This window comes from Streptomyces sp. NBC_00193 (assembly GCF_026342735.1).
Classification (GTDB): domain Bacteria; phylum Actinomycetota; class Actinomycetes; order Streptomycetales; family Streptomycetaceae; genus Streptomyces; species Streptomyces stoeckheimensis.
The window spans coordinates 2360064-2379940 of record NZ_JAPEMM010000001.1; the positions used below are offsets into that span (position 1 = coordinate 2360064).

A 19877-nucleotide genomic window follows, 5' to 3' on the forward strand; every position below is an offset into this window, starting at 1 on the left:
CCCCGGCGCTCACCGGGCACCTGCGAGCAGCGGGCGCAGTCGCTCCCAGCCCCGGTCCCGTACGAACCCGCGGGCGCCCCAGCGCAGCGCCGGCACGGTGACCACGAGCCCGGCGGGGTCCCGCTCCAGGACGTGCACCTCGGCGACCCGGCGCCGGCCGGTCCGGTCCCGTACGAGGTGGACCACCAGGGTCAGGGCTGCCGCCAACTGGCTGTGCAGGGCGGCCCGGTCCAGCCCGGCAGCCGTCCCGAGGGCCTCCAGCCGGGCCGGCACATGGGCGGCGGCATTCGCGTGGACCGTGCCGCAGCCGCCTTCGTGACCCGTGTTGAGGGCGGCCAGCAGGTCCGCGACCTCGGCGCCCCGGACTTCGCCGACGACGAGCCGGTCCGGCCGCATCCGCAGCGCCTGGCGGACCAGGTCGGCGAGGGTGACTTGACCCGCACCCTCCTGGTTGGCCGGCCGGGTCTCCAGCCGCACCACGTGCGGATGGTCGGGCCGCAGCTCGGCCGAGTCCTCGGCGAGCACGATCCGCTCCCCGGGGCCGACGAGCCCGAGCAGGGCGCTGAGCAGCGTGGTCTTGCCGGTGCCCGTCCCTCCCGAGACCAGGAAGGACAGCCGGGCCCGCACCATGTCCCGCAGCAGCCGTTGCCCGCCGGGCGGCAGCGTCCCCGCCGTGACCAGCTCCTCCAGCGTGAAGGCGCGCGGCCGCACCACCCGCAGGGACAGGCACGCCGATCCGACGGCCACCGGGGGCAGTACGGCGTGCAAGCGGGTGCCGTCGGGCATCCGGGCGTCCACCCAGGGCCGGGCGTCGTCGAGGCGGCGCCCGGCGACGGCGGCGAGCCGCTGGGCGAGCCTGCGCACGGCGGCGGCGTCGGTGAAGGTCACCCCGGTCAGCTCCAGCCCGCCGCCGCGGTCCACCCACACCCGGTCGGGGGCCGCCACCAGGACGTCGGTGACCTCGGGGTCGGCGAGCAGTGCCTCCAGCGGGCCCGCGCCGACCAGTTCGGACCTCAGCTCGGCGGCGACGCCGAGCACCTCCGCGTCGCCCAGCAGCCGGCCCTGGGCCCGCAGGGCCGCGGCCACCCGCGCCGGGGTGGGCTCCGCCCCGCTCTCGGCGAGCCGCTGGCGCACCGCGTCGAGGAGAACGGCGCTCATACCGCCACCCCCTGGGCGGAGCCGAGCGCGTGCTGCCAGAAGCCGTCGCAGAAGCGGGCGAGGGCGCCCCGCCCGTGCGATCCCGGGGGCTCGCCCTCGGCCACCCGGCCCGGGAGTCCCACCTCGACCGGTACTTCGCCGGCCAGGGGCACCCCCAGGAGTCCGGCGACGGCTTCCGCGTCGAGTCCGCCGGGCGCGGGGCCCCGTACGACCACGCGGACGTCGCGGGCCACCATCCGGACTCCCGCGGCCACCCGGCCGGCCGCGGCCACCGCCCGCAGTTCGCCCCGCACCACCAGGAGCACCAGGTCCAGCTGCGCGAGCACCTCGGCGACGGCTTCGTCGACCCGGCGCGGCAGGTCGACCACGACGACCCCGCCCCGGCGCCGCGCGGCGGCCACCACCGAGCGCATCGCGGCGGGCGGCACCACCACGCGGTCCCCGCGGTCCCAGCTGAGCACCCGCAGGGCGTGCAGTTCGGGCAGGGATTCCGCCAGGGCTCCGGCGCCGACGCGGCCGCGCGAGGCGGCGAAGTCGGGCCAGCGCAGTCCTTCGGCGGTTTCGCCTCCGAGGAGGACGTCCATGCCGCCGCCGAGGGGGTCGCCGTCGATGAGGATGGTCCGCTCCCCGGCCCGGGCGGCCCGCAGGGCCAGCGCGCAGGCGAGGGTGGAGGCTCCGGCTCCGCCGCTGCCCCCGATCACCCCGACCGCGAGGGCGGGCCGTCCGGCCCCCTCCACGACATCGGCGATCCGGTCGACGAGCCGGTTCTCGGCGTCGGGGAGGGTCAGCACCTCCTCGGCGCCGATCTCCAGGGCCCGCTGCCATACGTGGGGGTCGTCCAGATCCCGGCCGACGAGGAAGACCCCGTCCCGCCGGGGTGCGCCGCGCACCCGCCGCGCGGCATCGTCGCCGACCAGGACGAGCGGCGCCGATTCCCAGCCGACCCCCACGACTCCCGCGACCCCGACGACCCTCGCGCCGCCCCCGCCGCCCCTCTCGTCACCACCGGCTCCGCTTTGCTCCGGCACCGCGTGCTGCACATGCGGCTCGGCCCCCGCGGCGGCGCACAGCCGCAGCAGGTCGTCGAGCAGCAGGGGGTCCTCGGTGATGATCAGCGGCCGTCCGCCGGCGGCCGCAGGCCCTCCGGCCCCGGGATTCGGCCCGTCCCCGCCCGCCATCGCGAGATCCCGGACTTCACACGACTTCGATCCAGCCACGATCTCCGCCTCCTTCTCACAGCAAATCCAGCGCCGCGGACTTCGCGGCCGGAATCACCGTGACGGGATCGGGAAAAAGAAGTGGATCTTGCTCTAAAACCGTGGACGGGCGCCTCATTGTGAATAACTCGCTCACCCCAACAGGTGAGTTCCGGAGCGCGCCGGAACGACTACGCACCGTGACGAGTTCGAGGGGGTGGGGGCCTTCGCCGCACAGGCCCCTCGAAGACGAGGAGGCCCGAGGAGTGATCACTTGGGGTCGAAGGCAGGGACGCAAACCGCGTCCGGACATGCGACGACCCCCGCCGGGGGGGAGAGCGGGGGTCGTCCCCACGGTCCGACTCGGGGGGGGAGGAGCCAGACCGGGTTAGCACGGTCGCGAACGATCCGTGACTTCCATGGTGTACCCGAGAGGCTTCTCAGGCAAACCCACGCGCCGCACTTTACGCCGAATGGTGGGCGCATATGCTCGGGTCGTGGAAAATCAGCCCTTGCCGCACTCCTTGCCTCGCACCGCAGCCTTCTTCGATCTGGACAAGACGGTCATTGCGAAGTCGAGCACTCTGACGTTCAGCAAGTCCTTCTACCAGGGCGGCCTGATCAACCGAAGGGCCGTGCTGCGCACCGCCTACACGCAGTTCATCTATCTGGCCGGCGGCGCCGACCACGATCAGATGGAGCGGATGCGGGAGTACCTGTCCGCCCTCTGCAAGGGGTGGAACGTGCAGCAGGTCCGGGAGATCGTCGCCGAGACCCTGCACGACCTCATCGACCCGCTGATCTACGACGAGGCCGCCTCCCTCATCGAGGCCCACCACACCGCTGGCCGCGACGTGGTGATCGTGTCCACCTCCGGAGCCGAGGTCGTCGAGCCCATCGGCGAGATGCTGGGCGCCGACCGGGTCGTCGCCACCCGGATGGTCGTGGGCGAGGACGGCTGCTTCACCGGCGAGATCGAGTACTACGCCTACGGCCCGACCAAGGCGGAGGCCGTGCGCGAACTCGCGGAGTCCGAGGGGTACGACCTCTCGCGCTGCTACGCGTACAGCGACTCGGCCACCGACATCCCGATGCTGGAAGCGGTCGGCCACCCGCACGCGGTCAACCCCGACCGGGCCCTGCGACGGGAGGCGGTGGCGCGCGAGTGGCCGGTGCTGGTGTTCAACCGTCCGGTACGGCTGAAGCAGCGACTGCCCGGACTGTCGATGCCCGCACGGCCCGCGCTGGTCGCCGCCGCCGCGGTGGGCGCGGCCGCGGCCACCGCCGGACTGGTCTGGTACGCGAGCCGGCGACGCGCCCTGGCCGCCGCCGCGCCCCGCTGACCTGCGCGAACACCGGGTGTCCGATACACCCTGATTCGCACCGGAAAGCAAAGAAATGCGGCCAGGGGTTTCGCTCCACTCCGAAGCGGAGTACAAATGAAGCAACGGCCCGCGAGACCAAAGAACATCCGAGAGGATCATCTTTAAAACGCAGTAAGGCCCACGGACCGAAGCATGAACGCCGAGCACCCACGCGACGTCGACCCGTCGATTACGGGCCAGCCGCACCAGGTGACGGGCAAAGCTCCCGACCTGATGGGCAATCATCGAGGACGCTTGGTAACTGGGCGTAAATGCCAGCGGCGACACCAGAGCAGTACGGTGTCGCCGCAACCCATGTCCGGACCCGGTCAGGCCCCGCCGGGCCCGTCAGGCCGCGCCGCGCTGGAGCGCCTCGCAGACCGCGGTCGACTCGCGGACACCGAGCTCGATCGCGCGGCCGCAGTGCGCGATCCAGGCCGACATCCCCTCCGCGGTCCCGGAGACGTAGCCCTTGAAGGCCTCCACGTAAGCATCCCGGCCCTGTTCCGCGTGCCCGACCTCCGCAGGACAGATCGCCTTCGGGTCCAGGCCGCTGTTGATCAGCACGATCCGCTCCGCGGTCCGCGCCACCAGGCCGTTGTACGAACCGAACGGACGCAGCGCGAGCAGCTCGCCGTGCACCACCGCCGCCGTGATCAGCGCCGGAGCGGAGCCGCCCGCGATGATCAGGCCGGAGAGCCCCTCCAGCCGGCCCGCCACTTCCTGCGCGTCGGGCAGGGGCAGGTCGATCAGCGGCTCGTCCACCGGCTCACCGGCCAGGCGCGGCCGGCCGACCACGTCACCGTCCGCCGTGGAGCCCGAGGCCACCAGGTGGAGCCGCGCCAGGACCCGTAGCGGCGACTGGCGCCAGATGCTCAGCAGCTGGCCCGCCTCGGCCGTCAGGCGCAGGGCGGCGCCCACCGTGCGGGCCTCCGGCTCCGAGCCGAAGTCGCTCCGGCGGCGGACCTCCTCCAGCGCCCAGTCGGCCCCCGACAGCGCCGCGCTCCCGCGCGCTCCGCGCAGCGCGGCCTCCGAGGCGACCGCCACGGCGCGGCGGCGCATGACGCGGTGGCCGTAGACCCGGTCCACGGCCTTGCGTACGGATTCCACGGACTCGGAGACGCCCGGCAGAGCGCCCAGCGGGGCGAGCGGGTCGGCGGAGGCGGAAGCGGAAGAGGCGGCCGAAGAGGCGGCGGAAGCAGAGGCGCTACTCATAAGTAAGGAGCCTACGCACTGCTCCCCCATAGCACCGACCCCTCCTTGGAGTGGTCTTCTTCACTCAGGCACACAACACAAAGCCACCGACCCACTACCCTTCGTGAACATGAAGATCGCTTTCGTGGGGAAGGGCGGCAGCGGCAAGACCACGCTGTCCTCCCTTTTCATCCGCCACCTCGCCTCCAATGAAGCACGTGTCGTCGCGGTGGACGCCGACATCAACCAGCACCTGGGCACCGCGCTCGGACTCAGCGAGGACGACGCGGCCTCGCTGCCCGCGCTGGGCGCGCACCTGCCCCTCATCAAGGAGTACCTGCGGGGCTCCAACCCGCGCATCGCCTCCGCCGACACGATGATCAAGACCACTCCGCCCGGCACCGGCTCCCGGCTGCTGCGCGTCGACGAGGACAACCCCGTCTACGACGCCTGCGCGCGCACCGTGACGCTCGACGGCGAGCCCGTACGGCTGATGGCGACGGGCCCGTTCACCGAGTCCGATCTGGGCGTGGCCTGCTACCACTCCAAGGTCGGCGCGGTCGAGCTCTGCCTCAACCACCTCGCCGACGGCCCGGACGAGTACGTCGTCGTCGACATGACGGCCGGTTCGGACTCCTTCGCCTCCGGCATGTTCACCCGCTTCGACGTGACCTTCCTGGTCGCCGAACCGACCCGCAAGGGCATCTCCGTCTACCGCCAGTACAAGGAGTACGCGCGGGACTTCGGGATCACGCTCAAGGTCGTCGGCAACAAGGTGCAGGGCCCGGAGGACATCGAGTTCCTCCAGGACGAGGCCGGCGAGGACCTGCTGGTCACCGTCGGGCAGTCGGACTGGGTCCGGGCGATGGAGAAGGGCCGCCCGGCCGCCTTCGAGCTGCTGGAGGCCACCAACCGGCTGGCCCTGCAGGCCCTGCAGGACGCGGCGGACGACTCCTACGCGCACCGCGACTGGGAGCGGTACACCGAGCAGATGGTCCACTTCCACCTGCGCAACGCGGAGAGCTGGGGCAACGCGAAGACCGGGATCGACCTGGCGGACCAGATCGACCCCGGTTTCGTCCTACGGGAACTGCTCACTCCTCGTTCTGACTCGCGTCTGCCGGCTCCGCAGCCGGCTTGACCCCGGCGGGGGCGGCCGGCCTGGCCGGCGGCCCCGCCGTCAGGAACTTGTTCCAGCCCTCCTTCGGCGCCTCGCCGACGTCGAGGGTGCGCATCCACTCCAGGGCCTTCGGGTCCTGGGCGTCCAGCCAGTCCACCAGCTCGCGGAACGGCACGCAGCGGACCTCCTTCTGCGTGCACATGGTCTTGATGGAGTCCTCGACGGCACGCATGTAGGTGCCGCCGTTCCAGGACTCGAAGTGGTTGCCGATGATCAGCGGCGCGCGGTTGCCCTGGTAGGTCCGCTCGAAGGCCTTGGCCAGGCCGTCGCGCATCTGCTCACCCCAGTACGCGTGCTGCGAGGGGTCGCCCTGCGTGGTCGTACCGGACTGGTTGACCAGGTAGTTGTAGTCCATGCTGAGCGTTTCGAAGGCGCGGCCGGGCATGGGGACCAGCTGGAGCGGGATGTCCCAGAGGCCGTCCGTCTTCTTCGGCCAGATCTGCTTGCTGATGCCGCTGGAGTCGTAGCGGAAGCCGCCCATCTCCTTCGCGGCCAGCATGAAGTTCTTCTGGCCTTCGAGGCAGGGGGTGCGGGCCCCGATCATCTCCTTGTCGTAGTCGAACGGGAGCGCCTCCATGCCCTTGAGGGCCGGCGAGTTCGTCTTCCAGTTCTTGACGAACGACTTCGCCTGGTTGATCTCGCTCTTCCACTCCTCCACGGACCAGGTCCCGACACCGCCCTCGGGTCCGCAGAAGTGGCCGTTGAAGTGGGTGCCGATCTCGTTGCCCTCCAGCCAGGCCTCGCGCACCTGGAGAGCGGTGTCCTTGATGCCCTGGGGGTCGCCGAAGCCGATGTCGGAGCGGCCCGGGGAGTGCTGGGGCGCGGTGTAGAGGGAACGCTTCTCCTCCGGGAGCATGTACACGCCGCTGAGGAAGTACGTCATGCGGGCGTTGTACTTCTTGCCCACCTCGCGGAAATGCGAGAAGAGCTTCTGGCTGTCTTCGCCCGCCCCGTCCCACGAATAGACGACGAACTGCGGCGGCTTTTCGCCGGGCTTCAGCTTCTCCGCCTTCTGTACGTTCGGCTGCAGACCCGTGTACGAGGTCGAGCCGTCGCCGATGAGCCGCTTGACGCTGCCCGGAGCCGGGCCTTCCGGCGCGGGCGCGCCCTTCTTGGCCGCCTGACCTCCCGGGGCCGGACGGCCGGCGGGCTCCGAGGTGCTGCACCCGGCCACTCCCAGGACCAGCGCCGTGGCGACGAGGCCGCCGGCGATCCTCTTCTTGGCGGCCTTCTTCGTGGCGGGCCTCTTCGTGGTGGCAGTCATCCGCCGCACCCCTTCCGTCGCAGTTCCATCGCACTTCCGTCGCAGGACTTCCGCGCCGCAACGTCCCACGCGGTCCGTTTTAAGGAAGGTGTGACAAGCCGGACTAAATGCTTAATCACTCGTGCGCGCTAATTCCTAGGCCGTTTGCCCCCATTACTCACCACAGAGCTTTACTCTCCATTACCGTTCATTTACCGAGTGTTGAGAATCCCGCCGCTTCACCCCTCCCCCGAGGAGACGGGACCTATGACCGCCACCCCCTCCCCCACCTCCCCTCCCCCCACCAAAGGCCTCCCGGCCGGCCTCCAGGCCGACCTCTCCGCCTCCGTCGCCGTCTTCCTGATCTCTCTGCCGCTCTCCCTCGGCATCGCCCTGGCCACCGGCGCCCCGCTCCAGGCGGGGCTCGTCGCCGCGGCGGCCGGCGGGATCGTGGCCGCACGGCTCGGCGGAACACCGCTCCAGGTGAGTGGACCCGCGACCGGACTCACCGTCGTCACCGCCGAGTTGATCCAGCACTACGGCTGGCGCACCACCTGTGCCATCACGGTGCTCGCCGGGCTGTGCCAGCTCGGGCTGGCCGCGCTGCGGACCGCCCGGTCCGCGCTGATGGTGAGCCCCGCGATCGTCCACGGGATGCTCGCCGGCGTCGGCGTGACGATCGCGCTGGCACAGCTGCACATCGTGCTCGGCGGCACCCCGCAGAGCTCCGCCCTGGCCAATGTCCGCGGACTTCCCGACCAGTTGGCCGATCTGCATCCGGCCGCGCTCGGCGTCAGCGTGCTCACCCTGGCCGTCCTGCTCTGCTGGCCGCGACTGCCGGGGCGCACCGGGCGACACCTGCGCAAGGTCCCCGCCGCACTGGCCGCCGTCGCCGTCGCCACGGCCTGCGCCGCCCTCGCCGGGCTCACCCTGCCGCGCGTGGACCTGCCGTCCTGGCGCAGCCACGCGCTGCCCGAACTTCCCGAGGGCCCGGTCCTCGGCATCATCGCCGCCGTCCTGACCATCACCCTGGTCGGCAGTGTGGAATCCCTGCTCTCGGCGGTGGCCACCGACAAGCTGATCGCCGCCCGGCGGGGCACCGAAGGGCGTCCCGCACGGGCCGACCTCAACCGCGAACTGCGCGGCCAGGGCGCGGCGAACATCGTCTCCGGGGCGCTGGGCGGGCTGCCCGTCGCGGGCGGCGCCGTCCGCAGCATGGCCAACGTCAAGGCCGGTGCCGTCAGCCGCCGTTCGGTCATGCTGCACGGGCTGTGGATCCTGCTCGCCGCCGGGCTGCTCGTCCCCGCCCTGGACCTGATCCCGCTCGCCGCGCTCGCCGCGCTGGTGATGGCGGTGGGCGTGCAGATGGTGAGCGCCACGCACCTGCGCACCGTCACCCGGCACGGCGAGATCCTCGTCTACGCCACGACCATCGTGGCCGTGGTGCTCGGCGGAGTCCTCGAGGGCGTCGCCGTCGGCATCGCGATGGCCGTCGCCCTGGCCCTGCACCGCCTGGCCCGGACCCGGATCACCGTCGAGCAGCTCGACAGCGGGGTCCACCGGGTGTGGGCCCGCGGGCAGTTGACCTTCCTCGCGGTGCCGCGGCTGAGCCGGGTGCTGAGCCAGATCCCGCACCACGGGCACGCCGTCATCGAGCTGGACGGCTCGTTCATGGACCATGCCGCCTACGAGACCCTCCAGGACTGGCAGGACTCCCACCTGGCCCACGGTGGCTCGCTGGAGGTCACCGGCCGGTCGGGAGCCAGGATCGCCGAAGCCGAGCAGGCCCAGCGGGCCGAGAGTGCCGAGCGGAGTGCCCAGCGGAGTGCGCAGCGCGGGGACCACCAGTGCTGCCGGCCCTGGACGCCGTGGCAGAACCACTGCGACCACCGCGGCACGGTGGACCGTACGGACCCGACGGACCCGACGGACCCGACGGACCTGACGGACCCGGCGCACCCGGCGGACCTGACGGCGGGCGAGAGCCCGGCCGCACCTCCCGCCCCGGCCCCCACCCCGGCGCCCACCCCGCCGGCCGGGCCCCGCGGGCGCGGCGCCGGTCAACTGGCCAACGGGATCAGCGCCTTCCAGCGGGACACGGCTCCGCACGTGCGCGAGGAGCTGGCCCGGCTCGCCCGGGAGGGGCAGCGGCCCTCGCAGCTCTTCCTCACCTGTGCGGACTCCCGTCTGGTGACGAGCATGATCACGGCGAGCGGCCCCGGGGACCTGTTCACGGTCCGCAACGTCGGCAACCTCGTCCCGCTCCCGGGGGCCGAGTCCACGGACGATTCGGTCGCGGCGGCCATCGAGTACGCCGTGGACGTCCTCCAGGTGGACAGCATCACCGTGTGCGGGCACTCGGGGTGCGGGGCCATGCAGGCGCTGCTCAACTCCGCGCCGGGGATGCCGATGACCCCGTTGCGGCGGTGGCTGCGCCACGGGCTGCCGAGCCTGGAGCGGATGGGAAGCCGCCATCACGCCTGGGCGCGGATCTCCGGCAGGCTGCCGGCGGACGCCGTGGAGCAGCTGTGCCTGACCAATGTGGTGCAGCAGCTGGAGCACCTGAAGGCCCACGAATCGGTGGCCCGGCGGCTCGCCGAAGGCACGCTGGAGCTGCACGGGATGTACTTCCACGTCGGCGAGGCGCAGGCGTACCTGCTGTCGGAGGGGCAGGACTTCTTCGACTGCCGGGTCTTCGACACCGTCGGCGCGGGGTCGCTGCGCGGCTGAACGAGCAGGGCCCGGCGGGCGGCCGGCACGGTCGCGCTCCCGGGCCCGGCGAGCTTTGAACCGATACCCTCCCTTATCCGTGCCACTGAGTGGCCCCCTCCCGCGCCCTGCAGCGGGAGGGGGCCACTCGTGCGTGGGCCCGGCCGGGTAATAGGTCTACACCAATTCCCGGCAACCTCTTGTCACCCGGGCCATTGACTGATGAGCTATGCCCGGGGACACAACCGGGGACACAACGGACACCCTGGGAAAGGGAGATGCGTCGTGAGCAATGAAAGCCTGGCCAATCTGCTCAAGGAGGAGCGGCGGTTCGCACCGCCTGCCGATCTGGCCGCCGCCGCCAATGTGACTCAGGCTGCGTACGCACAGGCCGACGCGGACCGGCTGGGCTTCTGGGCCGAGCAGGCGCGCCGTCTGAGCTGGGACACCGAGCCGACGGAGACGCTCGACTGGAGCAACCCGCCCTTCGCGAAGTGGTTCGCGGACGGCAAGCTGAACGTCGCGTACAACTGCGTGGACCGCCACGTCGAGGCCGGCAACGGCGACCGCGTCGCCATCCACTTCGAGGGCGAGCCCGGCGACAGCCGCTCCATCACCTACGCCGAGCTCAAGGACGAGGTCTCCAAGGCCGCGAACGCCCTGACCGAGCTGGGCGTACAGGCCGGCGACCGGGTCGCCGTCTACCTGCCGATGATCCCTGAGGCAGTCGTCGCGATGCTCGCGTGCGCCCGCGTCGGCGCCGCGCACTCCGTGGTCTTCGGCGGTTTCTCCGCCGACGCCGTCGCCTCCCGCATCCAGGACGCCGACGCCAAGCTGGTCATCACCTCCGACGGCGGCTACCGCCGCGGCAAGCCCTCCGCCCTGAAGCCCGCCATCGACGAGGCCGTCGCCAAGTGCCCGCAGGTCGAGCACGTCCTCGTGGTGCGCCGCACCGGCCAGGACACCGCCTTCACCGAGGGCCGGGACGTCTGGTGGCACGAGATCGTCGAGCGGCAGTCCGCCGAGCACGCGCCGCAGGCCTTCGACGCCGAGCACCCGCTCTTCATCCTCTACACCTCGGGGACCACGGGTAAGCCCAAGGGCATCCTGCACACCTCCGGCGGCTACCTCACGCAGGCCTCGTACACCCACCACGCGGTGTTCGACCTGAAGCCGGAGAGCGACGTCTACTGGTGCACCGCCGACATCGGCTGGGTGACCGGGCACTCCTACATCGTCTACGGGCCGCTCGCCAACGGCGCCACCCAGGTGATGTACGAGGGCACGCCGGACACCCCGCACCAGGGCCGGTTCTGGGAGGTCGTGCAGAAGTACGGCGTCACCATCCTCTACACCGCGCCGACCGCGATCCGGACGTTCATGAAGTGGGGCGACGACATCCCCGCGAAGTTCGACCTGTCGAGCCTGCGCGTCCTGGGCTCGGTCGGCGAGCCGATCAACCCCGAGGCCTGGATCTGGTACCGCAAGCACATCGGCGGCGACCGCTGCCCGATCGTGGACACGTGGTGGCAGACCGAGACCGGCGCGATGATGATCTCCCCGCTGCCCGGCGTCACCGAGACCAAGCCCGGTTCGGCCCAGCGCGCGCTGCCCGGAATCGCCGCCACCGTCGTGGACGACGAGGCGAACGAGGTCCCGAACGGCGGGGGCGGCTACCTGGTCCTCACCGAGCCGTGGCCCTCCATGCTGCGCACCATCTGGGGCGACGACCAGCGGTACGTGGACACGTACTGGTCCCGCTTCGAGGGCAAGTACTTCGCGGGCGACGGCGCCAAGAAGGACGAGGACGGCGACATCTGGCTGCTCGGCCGGGTGGACGACGTCATGCTGGTCTCCGGCCACAACATCTCGACCACCGAGGTGGAGTCGGCGCTCGTCTCGCACCCCTCGGTCGCCGAGGCGGCGGTCGTCGGCGCGAACGACGAGACCACCGGCCAGGCCATCGTGGCCTTCGTGATCCTGCGCGGCAGCGCCTCCGAGACGGACACGCTGGTCGCCGAGCTGCGCAACCACGTGGGTGCCACGCTCGGCCCGATCGCCAAGCCGAAGCGGATCCTGCCCGTGCAGGAGCTGCCGAAGACCCGCTCGGGCAAGATCATGCGCCGCCTGCTGCGCGACGTGGCCGAGAACCGCGCGGTCGGTGACGTCACCACGCTCGCGGACTCCTCGGTCATGGACCTGATCCAGAGCAAGCTGCCGGCCGCCGGCAGCGAGGACTGAGACAGGCCCGGTCGTACCCGTACGACACGGTGAAAGGGGCATTCGGCGCGCCGCGCCGGATGCCCCTTTCGCACATAAAGTGACGATCACCGGATACACCCACGCGTACACCCTGTAAAGTATTAGATGGTTAAAGAACTACTCCACAGGGTGCGCCGGGAAGTCTGGTCGGCAACATGCTTCGCCATGCCGTCCAACCCACCCCGGAGGTGCCCCCCGTGGCCGCGCCCAGCCCCACCGACAACCAGAGCCGCAAGCTCCTCGGCCGCCTCTCGCTGCCGGAGCGCCGCTTCGTGGCCGACGCCCTGCGCGCCGAGACGGTCGGCGGCGTCCTGCTCCTCGTGGCCGCGATCGCCGCCCTCATCTGGGCGAACGTGCCCGCCATCTCGGCGAGCTACGACAGCGTCCGCTCCTTCCACGTCGGCCCCGCCTCCCTCGGCCTGGACCTGTCGCTCCAGCACTGGGCGGCCGACGGACTGCTCGCCATCTTCTTCTTCGTCGCGGGCATCGAGCTCAAGCGCGAGCTCGTCGCGGGCGACCTGCGCGACGCCAAGGCTGCCGCGCTCCCGGTGATCGCCGCGCTCTGCGGCATGGCCGTGCCCGCGCTGGTCTACGTACTGACCAACGTGCTCGGCAACGGCTCGACGGACGGCTGGGCGGTCCCGACCGCCACCGACATCGCCTTCGCCCTGGCCGTCCTCGCCGTCATCGGCACCTCGCTGCCGTCCGCGCTGCGCGCGTTCCTGCTGACCCTGGCCGTCGTCGACGACCTGTTCGCCATCATGATCATCGCGGTGTTCTTCACCAGCGAGATCAACTTCCTGGCGCTCGGCGGAGCGGTCGCGGGCCTGGTCCTCTTCTGGTTCCTGCTCCGCGTGAACGTGCGCGGCTGGTACGTCTACGTCCCGCTCGCCCTGGTCATCTGGGGCCTGATGTACAACAGCGGCGTCCACGCCACCATCGCCGGTGTCGCCATGGGTCTGATGCTGCGCTGCCACCGCAAGGAGGGCGAGCACCACTCCCCCGGCGAGCACATCGAGCACATGGTCCGGCCCGTCTCGGCCGGTCTGGCCGTCCCGCTCTTCGCCCTGTTCTCGGCCGGCGTCTCCCTCTCCGACGAGTCGATCGGACAGGTCTTCACCCGGCCGGAGCCCCTCGGCGTGGTGCTCGGCCTCGTCGTCGGCAAGACGCTCGGCATCTTCGGCGGCACCTGGCTCGCCGCCCGCTTCACCAAGGCGGAACTCAACGACGACCTCGCCTGGCCGGACGTGTTCGCCGTCGCCTCGCTCGCCGGAATCGGCTTCACCGTCTCGCTCCTGATCGGCGAGCTCGCCTTCACCGACGACCCCGTCCTCACCGACGAGATCAAGGCCTCCGTCCTGATCGGCTCGCTCATCGCCGCGGTCGTGGCGTGCGTCCTGCTGAAGATGCGAAACCGGAAGTACAAGAGGCTCATCGAGGACGAGGAGCGCGACGAGGACCTCGACGGCATCCCCGACATCTACGAGCAGGACAAGCCGGACTACCACCTGCGGATGGCGAGGATCTACGAGGCCAAGGCGGCTGAGCACCTGCGCAGGGCCGAAGAGGCCGCGGCCGGCGGGCGGGAGACGGCAGCCGAAGCAGCCGCAGAAGCGGCGGGCGGGTCCAGCGCCGAGGGCGGCCGTCCGGCATGATCTGACCTGACGACAGGACAGCCGTCGCAGTCGGACGACAGAGGGAGAGAGCGATGAGCGCAGTGGACCAAGGGGCCCCAGGAGCCGAGCGCACACTCGGCCAGCTGGTCGCCTCGGCCACCGCCGAGATGTCCGCCCTGGTGCACGACGAGATCGCCCTCGCCAAGGTGGAGATCAAGCAGGACGTCAAGCGCGCGGGCATCGGCAGCGGCGCCGCGATCGTCGCGGGCGTGCTCCTCCTCTTCTCGCTGCCGGTGCTGAGCTTCGCGGCGGCGTACGGGATCCACAACCTCGGGCTCGGGCTGGCCTGGTCCTTCCTGATCGTCGGCGTGGCGTTCTGGCTGCTCGCGGCCGTGATCGGGCTGATCGCCATGGCGAAGTTCAAGAAGATCAAGCCGCCGGTGAAGACCATCGCCTCGGTCAAGGAGACGGCGGCCCTCGTCGGCACCGTCAAGCCCCACGCCCGGTCGGTCAGTGACAACGCCGTGGGTGTGGCACGCTCGTCCTCATGACCTCCCCCTCGTCGGATTCCGGCACGTCCGGTACGCCCCCCACCGCCGCCACGGCGGTCCGGATCGCCATCCCCGGCGGGCGAGAAGTGACGCACCGGGACGTGGCGGCCAACGGGGCGCGGTTCCACGTCGCCGAGCTGGGTGACGGACCGCTGGTGCTGCTCCTGCACGGCTTCCCGCAGTTCTGGTGGACGTGGCGGCACCAGATGACCGCGCTGGCCGACGCGGGCTACCGGGCGGTCGCGATGGACCTGCGCGGGGTGGGCGGCAGCGACCGCACCCCCCGCGGCTACGACCCGGCCAACCTCGCGCTCGACATCACCGGGGTCGTGCGGTCCCTCGGTGAGCCCGACGCCGCCCTCGTCGGGCACGACCTGGGCGGTTACCTCGCCTGGACGGCCGCGGTGATGCGGCCGAAGCTGGTGCGCCGGCTGGTGGTGTCCTCGATGCCGCACCCGCGCCGCTGGCGGTCCGCGATGCTGTCCGACTTCGGGCAGACCCGCGCCAGCTCGCACATCTGGGGCTTCCAGCGGCCGTTCGTGCCCGAGCGTCAGCTCGTCGCCGACGACGGGGCGCTCGTCGGCGAACTGATCCGCGACTGGTCGGGCCCGCGGCTCCCCGAGGAGGACGACATCGCGGTGTACCGGCGCGCGATGTGCATCCCCTCCACGGCCCACTGCTCGGTCGAGCCGTACCGCTGGATGATGCGGTCCATGGCCCGTCCCGACGGCCTGCAGTTCAACCGGCGCATGAAGCGGCCGGTGCGGGTGCCGACGCTGCACCTGCACGGCTCGCTCGATCCGGTGATGCGCACGCGGAGTGCGGCGGGGTCCGGGCAGTACGTCGAAGCCCCGTACCGCTGGCGGCTCTTCGACGGGCTCGGGCACTTCCCGCACGAGGAGGACCCGACGGCGTTCTCGACCGAGCTGGTCAACTGGCTGAAGGATCCCGAGCCGGACCGCTGAGCCGACGACCGAGTCGACGGTTGCTTATATGACAAGCATTCAATTGCCTGGCGCATAGGCCAATTGGCCGCCCTCAACGCGATTACCGACCTTGGGCCCCGGGCACAGCTCGGAGTATGGGCTGGACGCACGACTACGGTGACACCGCACACGAACGCCGCTCGACGGTCACGCCGGGCACGCACAGGGGGCAGGGCCGCGAAGGCCACGACGACCCCCGACTCGGGATTCCGCGCATCCTGCGCCGGCGGGCCCGCTGGGTCTCCGCCCGGCTCAGGCACCAGCGTACGTAGGCAGGGGCCCGGCAGGGGCTCCGGCAGCCGATGGGCCCACCGTGGGGCCCGGCAGCGCTACGGGGGCCCCTCAAGGCTCCCGTAGGGCTCAGAGGGCGCAGCCCTGGCTGCCGACCCGCCGGTCCGCCGTCGCTCCGGCCCGGATGTCCTCGCGGATCTCGTCCGTGGTCAGGGCGTAACCGGTGTTGGGGTCGTCGAGGGACTTCGCGAACACGACCCCGTACACCTTGCCCTCGGGCGTCAGCAGCGGGCCGCCGGAGTTGCCCTGGCGGACCGTCGCGAAGAGGGAGTAGACGTCCCGTCGCACGGTTCCGCGGTGGTAGATGTCCGGGCCCTTGGCGTTGATCCGGCCGCGGACGCGCGCCGCGCGGACGTCGTACGAGCCGTTCTCCGGGAAGCCCGCGACGATGGCGTCGGTGCCGCTCGCCGCGCCCTTGTCGGTGAACTCCAGTGCCGGCGCCTTCAGCTTGGGCACGTCCAGGACGGCGATGTCGCGCTCCCAGTCGTAGAGCACGACCTTGCCGTCGTAGAGCTTGCCCTCGCCGCCGACCTGCACGGTCGGTTCGGCGACCCCGCCGACGACGTGCGCGTTGGTCATCACCTTGCCCGGCGCGAAGACGAAGCCGGTGCCCTCCAGCACCTTGCTGCACGAGGGCGCCGTGCCGACCACCTTCACGATCGACTGCTTGGCCGACTCGGCCACGGGGCTGCGCGCGAGCAGCGGGTCCGGCGGCTTGACCTCGGTGATCGGCTCGTTGGAGAACGGGCTGAAGACCTGCGGGAAGCCGTTGCGGGCCAAGGTGGAGCTGAAGTCCGAGAACCAGGTGTCCGCCTGCGCCGGGAGCACCCGGTCGATGCCGAGGAGCACCTTGGAGTTGCGGACTTCCTTGCCCAGCGTGGGAAGTGACGTACCGGCGAGCAAGGACCCGATCATCCAGGCCACCAGCAGCATCGCCACCACGTTCACCAGGGCGCCGCCCGTCGCGTCGAGCGCGCGGGCCGGGGACCATGTGATGTAGCGCCGGAGCTTGTTGCCCAGGTGGGTGGTCAACGCCTGGCCGATCGAGGCGCAGATGATGATGACGACCACGGCGATGACGACGACCGTGGTGGACACCTGGGTGCCGTTGTCGGTGACCCGGTCCCAGATCAGGGGCAGCAGGGACACGGCGACGAGACCACCGCCGAGGAAGCCGATCACCGACAGGATGCCGACGACGAACCCCTGGCGGTAGCCGACGATCGCGAACCATACGGCGGCGAGCAGCAACAGGATGTCCAGCACGTTCACAGGGCCCACCGTCTCATGCGCGCCAGTCGAGCGGGACTTCCCGGGACCGGTCCCAGGGCCGCTCCCAGCCGGCGAAGTGCAGGATCCTGTCGATCACTCCGGCGGTGAAACCCCAGACCAGAGCCGATTCCACGGTGAAGGCCGGGCCGTGGAAGCCGCTGGGGTGGACGACGGTGACACGGTGCTCGGGGTCCGTGAGATCGGCCACGGGCACCGTGAAGACGCGGGCGGTCTCGGCCGGGTCGACCACGCCGACCGGGCTGGGGTCGCGCCACCAGCCGAGCACCGGGGTCACGACGAACTTGCTGACGGGGATGTAGAGCGGCGGCAGCACCCCGAAGAGCTGGACCCCGGCCGGATCCAGACCGGTCTCCTCCTCCGCCTCGCGCAGCGCGGCGCGCAGCGGGCCGGTGGTGCCCGGGTCGCCGTCCTCGGGGTCGAGGGCGCCGCCGGGGAAGGAGGGCTGGCCGGGATGCGAGCGCAGGGTGCCGGCGCGCTCCATCAGCAGCAGCTCGGGGCCGCGGGGGCCCTCGCCGAAGAGGATCAGTACGGCCGACTGGCGGCCGCGGCCGTCCTCCGGCGGCAGGAACCGGCTGAGCTGGGTGGGCCGGACCGTGCGGGCCGCCTCGACGACGGGGTCCAGCCAGTCGGGCAGGCCGTGGGTGTGCAGGTCGATGCTTCCGCGCCGGCCGCGCCCTGTGTCAGCCCGGCGGTTCTGCGTGGCCTCTGTCATAGGCACCCCTGTCCGTGCTTCTGCGTTTCCCCGCATTCCGGCAAACGCGGTGCGGGTAGCGATTCGTTCCTTGCGGGTGCGGCGCCGTTGCGGGGGCTCCGCCCCCGAACCCCCGCGCCTCAAACGCCGGCGGGGCTGGATTTGGCGGGCGCCGGGAGGCCCGGGTAGTCCGGGGGCGGGCTCAGGCGCTGGCCGGGCTGGCCGCCCTTCTCGTACTTCAGGAGCTTCGCCGCCTTCTCCGGGTCGGTCTCGCCCTCCCCGTAGGCGGGACAGAGCGGTGCGATCGGGCAGGCCCCGCAGGCGGGCTTGCGGGAATGGCAGATCCGGCGGCCGTGGAAGACGACGCGGTGCGAGAGCATCGTCCACTCGCTCTTCGGGAAGATCGCGCAGATCTCCGCCTCGACCTTCTCCGGGTCCTCCTGCTCGGTCCACTTCCAGCGCCGCACCAGCCGGCCGAAGTGGGTGTCGACGGTGATCCCGGGGACTCCGAAGGCATTGCCGAGGACCACGTTGGCCGTCTTGCGGCCCACCCCGGGCAGCGTCACCAGGTCCTCGATCCGGCCCGGCACCTCGCCCCCGAAGTTGTCGCGCAGCGCCTGCGAGAGGCCGAGCAGGGACTTGGCCTTGGCCCGGAAGAACCCGGTCGGCCGGATGATCTCCTCCAGCGCCTCCGGATCGGCTCCGGCCATGTCCTCGGGGGTCGGGTACGCGGCGAAGAGGGCCGGGGTCGTCTGGTTCACCCGCAGGTCGGTGGTCTGCGCCGACAGGACGGTGGCGACCAGCAGCTCGAAGGGGTTGCGGAAGTCGAGCTCCGGGTGTGCGTACGGGTAGACCTCCGCCAGCTCACGGTTGATCCTGCGCGCCCGCCGCACCATCGCCAGATGGCTCTCCGGCTTCGCTCCGGCCTTCTTGACCTTGCTCTCTGCCATCCCCGAAGGCTACGCCGCACAGCCCTCCGCCCGTGGCCGGACGTGACCTCCGCCCGGACGCGGTTTCTTGGCCCAAGTTTTGCCCTGAAACGGGGGTGACTGCTCCGGGAGGGCTCCCACCGGGGTATGTTCGCCCACGGCTGAATTTACTGTGGTCGTCACTCCCCCGGACCCCTTGGCCTGTGCTCTCACCGGCCTGTTGGACCCCCGGCCGGTCCGGGACAGGGCGGCGACGACGGCCCCGGACCTCAGGTAACACCACCCCGATCGGCCTCTCGCCGCACAGCACACCCGTACGTCCGGCATCCTTGTGATGAACGTGATTGATCGCACTGTTTGAGCCGTCCGGCAAAATGGGGGAGCGATCCCCCGGCTGGTCGACATAGGAGAGAGACTCGTGGACGACGTACTGCGGCGTGCCCCGCTCTTCGCGGCGCTCGATGACGAGCAGGCCGCGGAGCTCCGCGCCTCCATGGGCGAGGTGACCCTCGCACGTGGTGACGCCCTGTTCCACGAGGGCGACCCCGGTGACCGGCTCTACGTCGTCACCGAGGGCAAGGTGAAGCTGCACCGCACCTCCCCCGACGGCCGCGAGAACATGCTGGCCGTCCTCGGCCCCGGAGAGCTGATCGGCGAGCTGTCGCTGTTCGACCCGGGCCCGCGCACCGCCACCGCCACCGCGCTGACCGAGGTCAAGCTGCTGGGTCTGGGTCACGGAGACCTCCAGCCCTGGCTGAACGCCCGGCCCGAGGTGGCGACTGCGCTGCTGCGCGCCGTCGCGCGGCGCCTGCGCAAGACCAACGACCAGATGTCCGACCTGGTCTTCTCCGACGTTCCGGGCCGCGTGGCCCGTGCGCTCCTCGACCTGTCGCGCCGCTTCGGCGTGCAGTCGGAGGAGGGCATCCACGTCGTGCACGACCTCACGCAGGAGGAGCTGGCCCAGCTCGTCGGCGCGTCGCGCGAGACCGTGAACAAGGCTCTGGCCGACTTCGCGGGACGCGGATGGCTCCGCCTGGAGGCGCGTGCGGTGATTCTTCTGGACGTGGAGCGGCTCGCGAAGCGCTCGCGCTGACGCTGGTCTTAGCTGGCCGAGGGGTCCTGCCCAGATGGGCGGGGCCCCTTTTCGCGTTCCTGCGGCGCCGTTCCGGGGGCTCTGCCCCCGCACCCCCGCGCCTCAAACGCCGGCGGGGCTG

The 19877-nt window shown here is 71.3% G+C and carries 15 protein-coding genes; 8 read left to right on the forward strand and 7 right to left on the reverse strand.

What is annotated here, in order from left to right; genetic code table 11:
- Positions 1–9: 9 nt before the first annotated feature.
- Together OG898_RS10225 and ssd are read right to left on the reverse strand one after the other, a co-directional pair.
- Entirely contained in the window at positions 10–1158 is a 1149-nt protein-coding gene (locus OG898_RS10225) for a TadA family conjugal transfer-associated ATPase (protein WP_250745383.1), read from the reverse strand.
- A complete protein-coding gene (gene ssd / locus OG898_RS10230) occupies positions 1155–2336 on the reverse strand; it encodes a septum site-determining protein Ssd (protein WP_266960180.1) in 1182 nt (393 codons plus the stop codon). Before ssd ends, OG898_RS10225 begins: the two co-directional genes overlap by 4 nt.
- A gap of 491 nt (positions 2337–2827) precedes the next feature.
- Between ssd and OG898_RS10235 the strand changes: the two genes are divergently transcribed.
- Positions 2828–3697: an HAD family phosphatase gene (locus OG898_RS10235; RefSeq protein ID WP_250745380.1), complete on the forward strand. Its 870-nt coding sequence runs from the start codon at positions 2828–2830 to the stop codon at positions 3695–3697.
- A gap of 369 nt (positions 3698–4066) precedes the next feature.
- Here OG898_RS10235 and OG898_RS10240 read toward each other — a convergent pair whose 3' ends face one another.
- Positions 4067–4933 carry an oxidoreductase gene (locus OG898_RS10240; protein WP_266956302.1) on the reverse strand — a complete coding sequence of 289 codons (867 nt, stop codon included), beginning with the start codon at positions 4931–4933 and terminating at the stop codon, positions 4067–4069.
- A 109-nt stretch (positions 4934–5042) separates the two neighbouring features.
- Between OG898_RS10240 and OG898_RS10245 the strand changes: the two genes are divergently transcribed.
- Complete coding sequence (locus tag OG898_RS10245) at positions 5043–6053, forward strand: ATP-binding protein (protein ID WP_266956304.1); 1011 nt, start codon at positions 5043–5045, stop codon at positions 6051–6053.
- Here the strand turns inward: OG898_RS10245 and OG898_RS10250 are convergent.
- A complete protein-coding gene (locus tag OG898_RS10250) occupies positions 6007–7356 on the reverse strand; it encodes a hypothetical protein (RefSeq protein ID WP_266956306.1) in 1350 nt (449 codons plus the stop codon). The two genes, OG898_RS10245 and OG898_RS10250, sit on opposite strands and share 47 nt — an antisense overlap.
- A gap of 246 nt (positions 7357–7602) precedes the next feature.
- On the opposite strand from OG898_RS10250, the gene OG898_RS10255 reads away from it, so the two are divergent.
- The 5 genes from OG898_RS10255 to OG898_RS10275 all read left to right on the forward strand — a co-directional run bounded on the left by OG898_RS10255 (position 7603) and on the right by OG898_RS10275 (position 15438).
- Positions 7603–10065, forward strand: a complete 2463-nt coding sequence (locus OG898_RS10255; protein WP_266956308.1) for a SulP family inorganic anion transporter — start codon at positions 7603–7605, stop codon at positions 10063–10065.
- A gap of 264 nt (positions 10066–10329) precedes the next feature.
- Complete coding sequence (acs, locus tag OG898_RS10260) at positions 10330–12285, forward strand: acetate--CoA ligase (protein WP_250745372.1); 1956 nt, start codon at positions 10330–10332, stop codon at positions 12283–12285.
- Between the two features lie 176 nt (positions 12286–12461).
- Positions 12462–13961, forward strand: a complete 1500-nt coding sequence (gene nhaA, locus OG898_RS10265; protein ID WP_266956310.1) for a Na+/H+ antiporter NhaA — start codon at positions 12462–12464, stop codon at positions 13959–13961.
- A 53-nt stretch (positions 13962–14014) separates the two neighbouring features.
- Positions 14015–14473, forward strand: coding sequence for a phage holin family protein (locus OG898_RS10270; RefSeq protein WP_250745370.1), 459 nt, complete (start codon positions 14015–14017; stop codon positions 14471–14473).
- Positions 14470–15438: an alpha/beta fold hydrolase gene (locus OG898_RS10275; protein WP_250745369.1), complete on the forward strand. Its 969-nt coding sequence runs from the start codon at positions 14470–14472 to the stop codon at positions 15436–15438. The genes OG898_RS10270 and OG898_RS10275 overlap by 4 nt, the downstream gene beginning before the upstream one ends.
- 381 nt (positions 15439–15819) lie before the next feature.
- On the opposite strand, the gene OG898_RS10280 is transcribed toward OG898_RS10275, so the two are convergent.
- From OG898_RS10280 to nth, 3 genes are all read right to left on the reverse strand, one after another.
- Positions 15820–17022, reverse strand: coding sequence for a MarP family serine protease (locus OG898_RS10280; protein ID WP_250745368.1), 1203 nt, complete (start codon positions 17020–17022; stop codon positions 15820–15822).
- Between the two features lie 13 nt (positions 17023–17035).
- Positions 17036–17755: a CoA pyrophosphatase gene (locus tag OG898_RS10285; protein ID WP_250745367.1), complete on the reverse strand. Its 720-nt coding sequence runs from the start codon at positions 17753–17755 to the stop codon at positions 17036–17038.
- Between the two features lie 119 nt (positions 17756–17874).
- Positions 17875–18684 (reverse strand): endonuclease III, encoded by an 810-nt coding sequence (nth, locus tag OG898_RS10290; protein WP_250745366.1) that lies wholly within the window; start codon positions 18682–18684, stop codon positions 17875–17877.
- Positions 18685–19081: 397 nt separating this feature from the next.
- Here nth and OG898_RS10295 point away from each other — a divergent pair, with 397 nt between their 5' ends.
- On the forward strand, positions 19082–19756 hold the full coding sequence (locus OG898_RS10295; RefSeq protein ID WP_003981529.1) for a Crp/Fnr family transcriptional regulator: 675 nt from the start codon (positions 19082–19084) through the stop codon (positions 19754–19756).
- Positions 19757–19877: the final 121 nt, after the last annotated feature.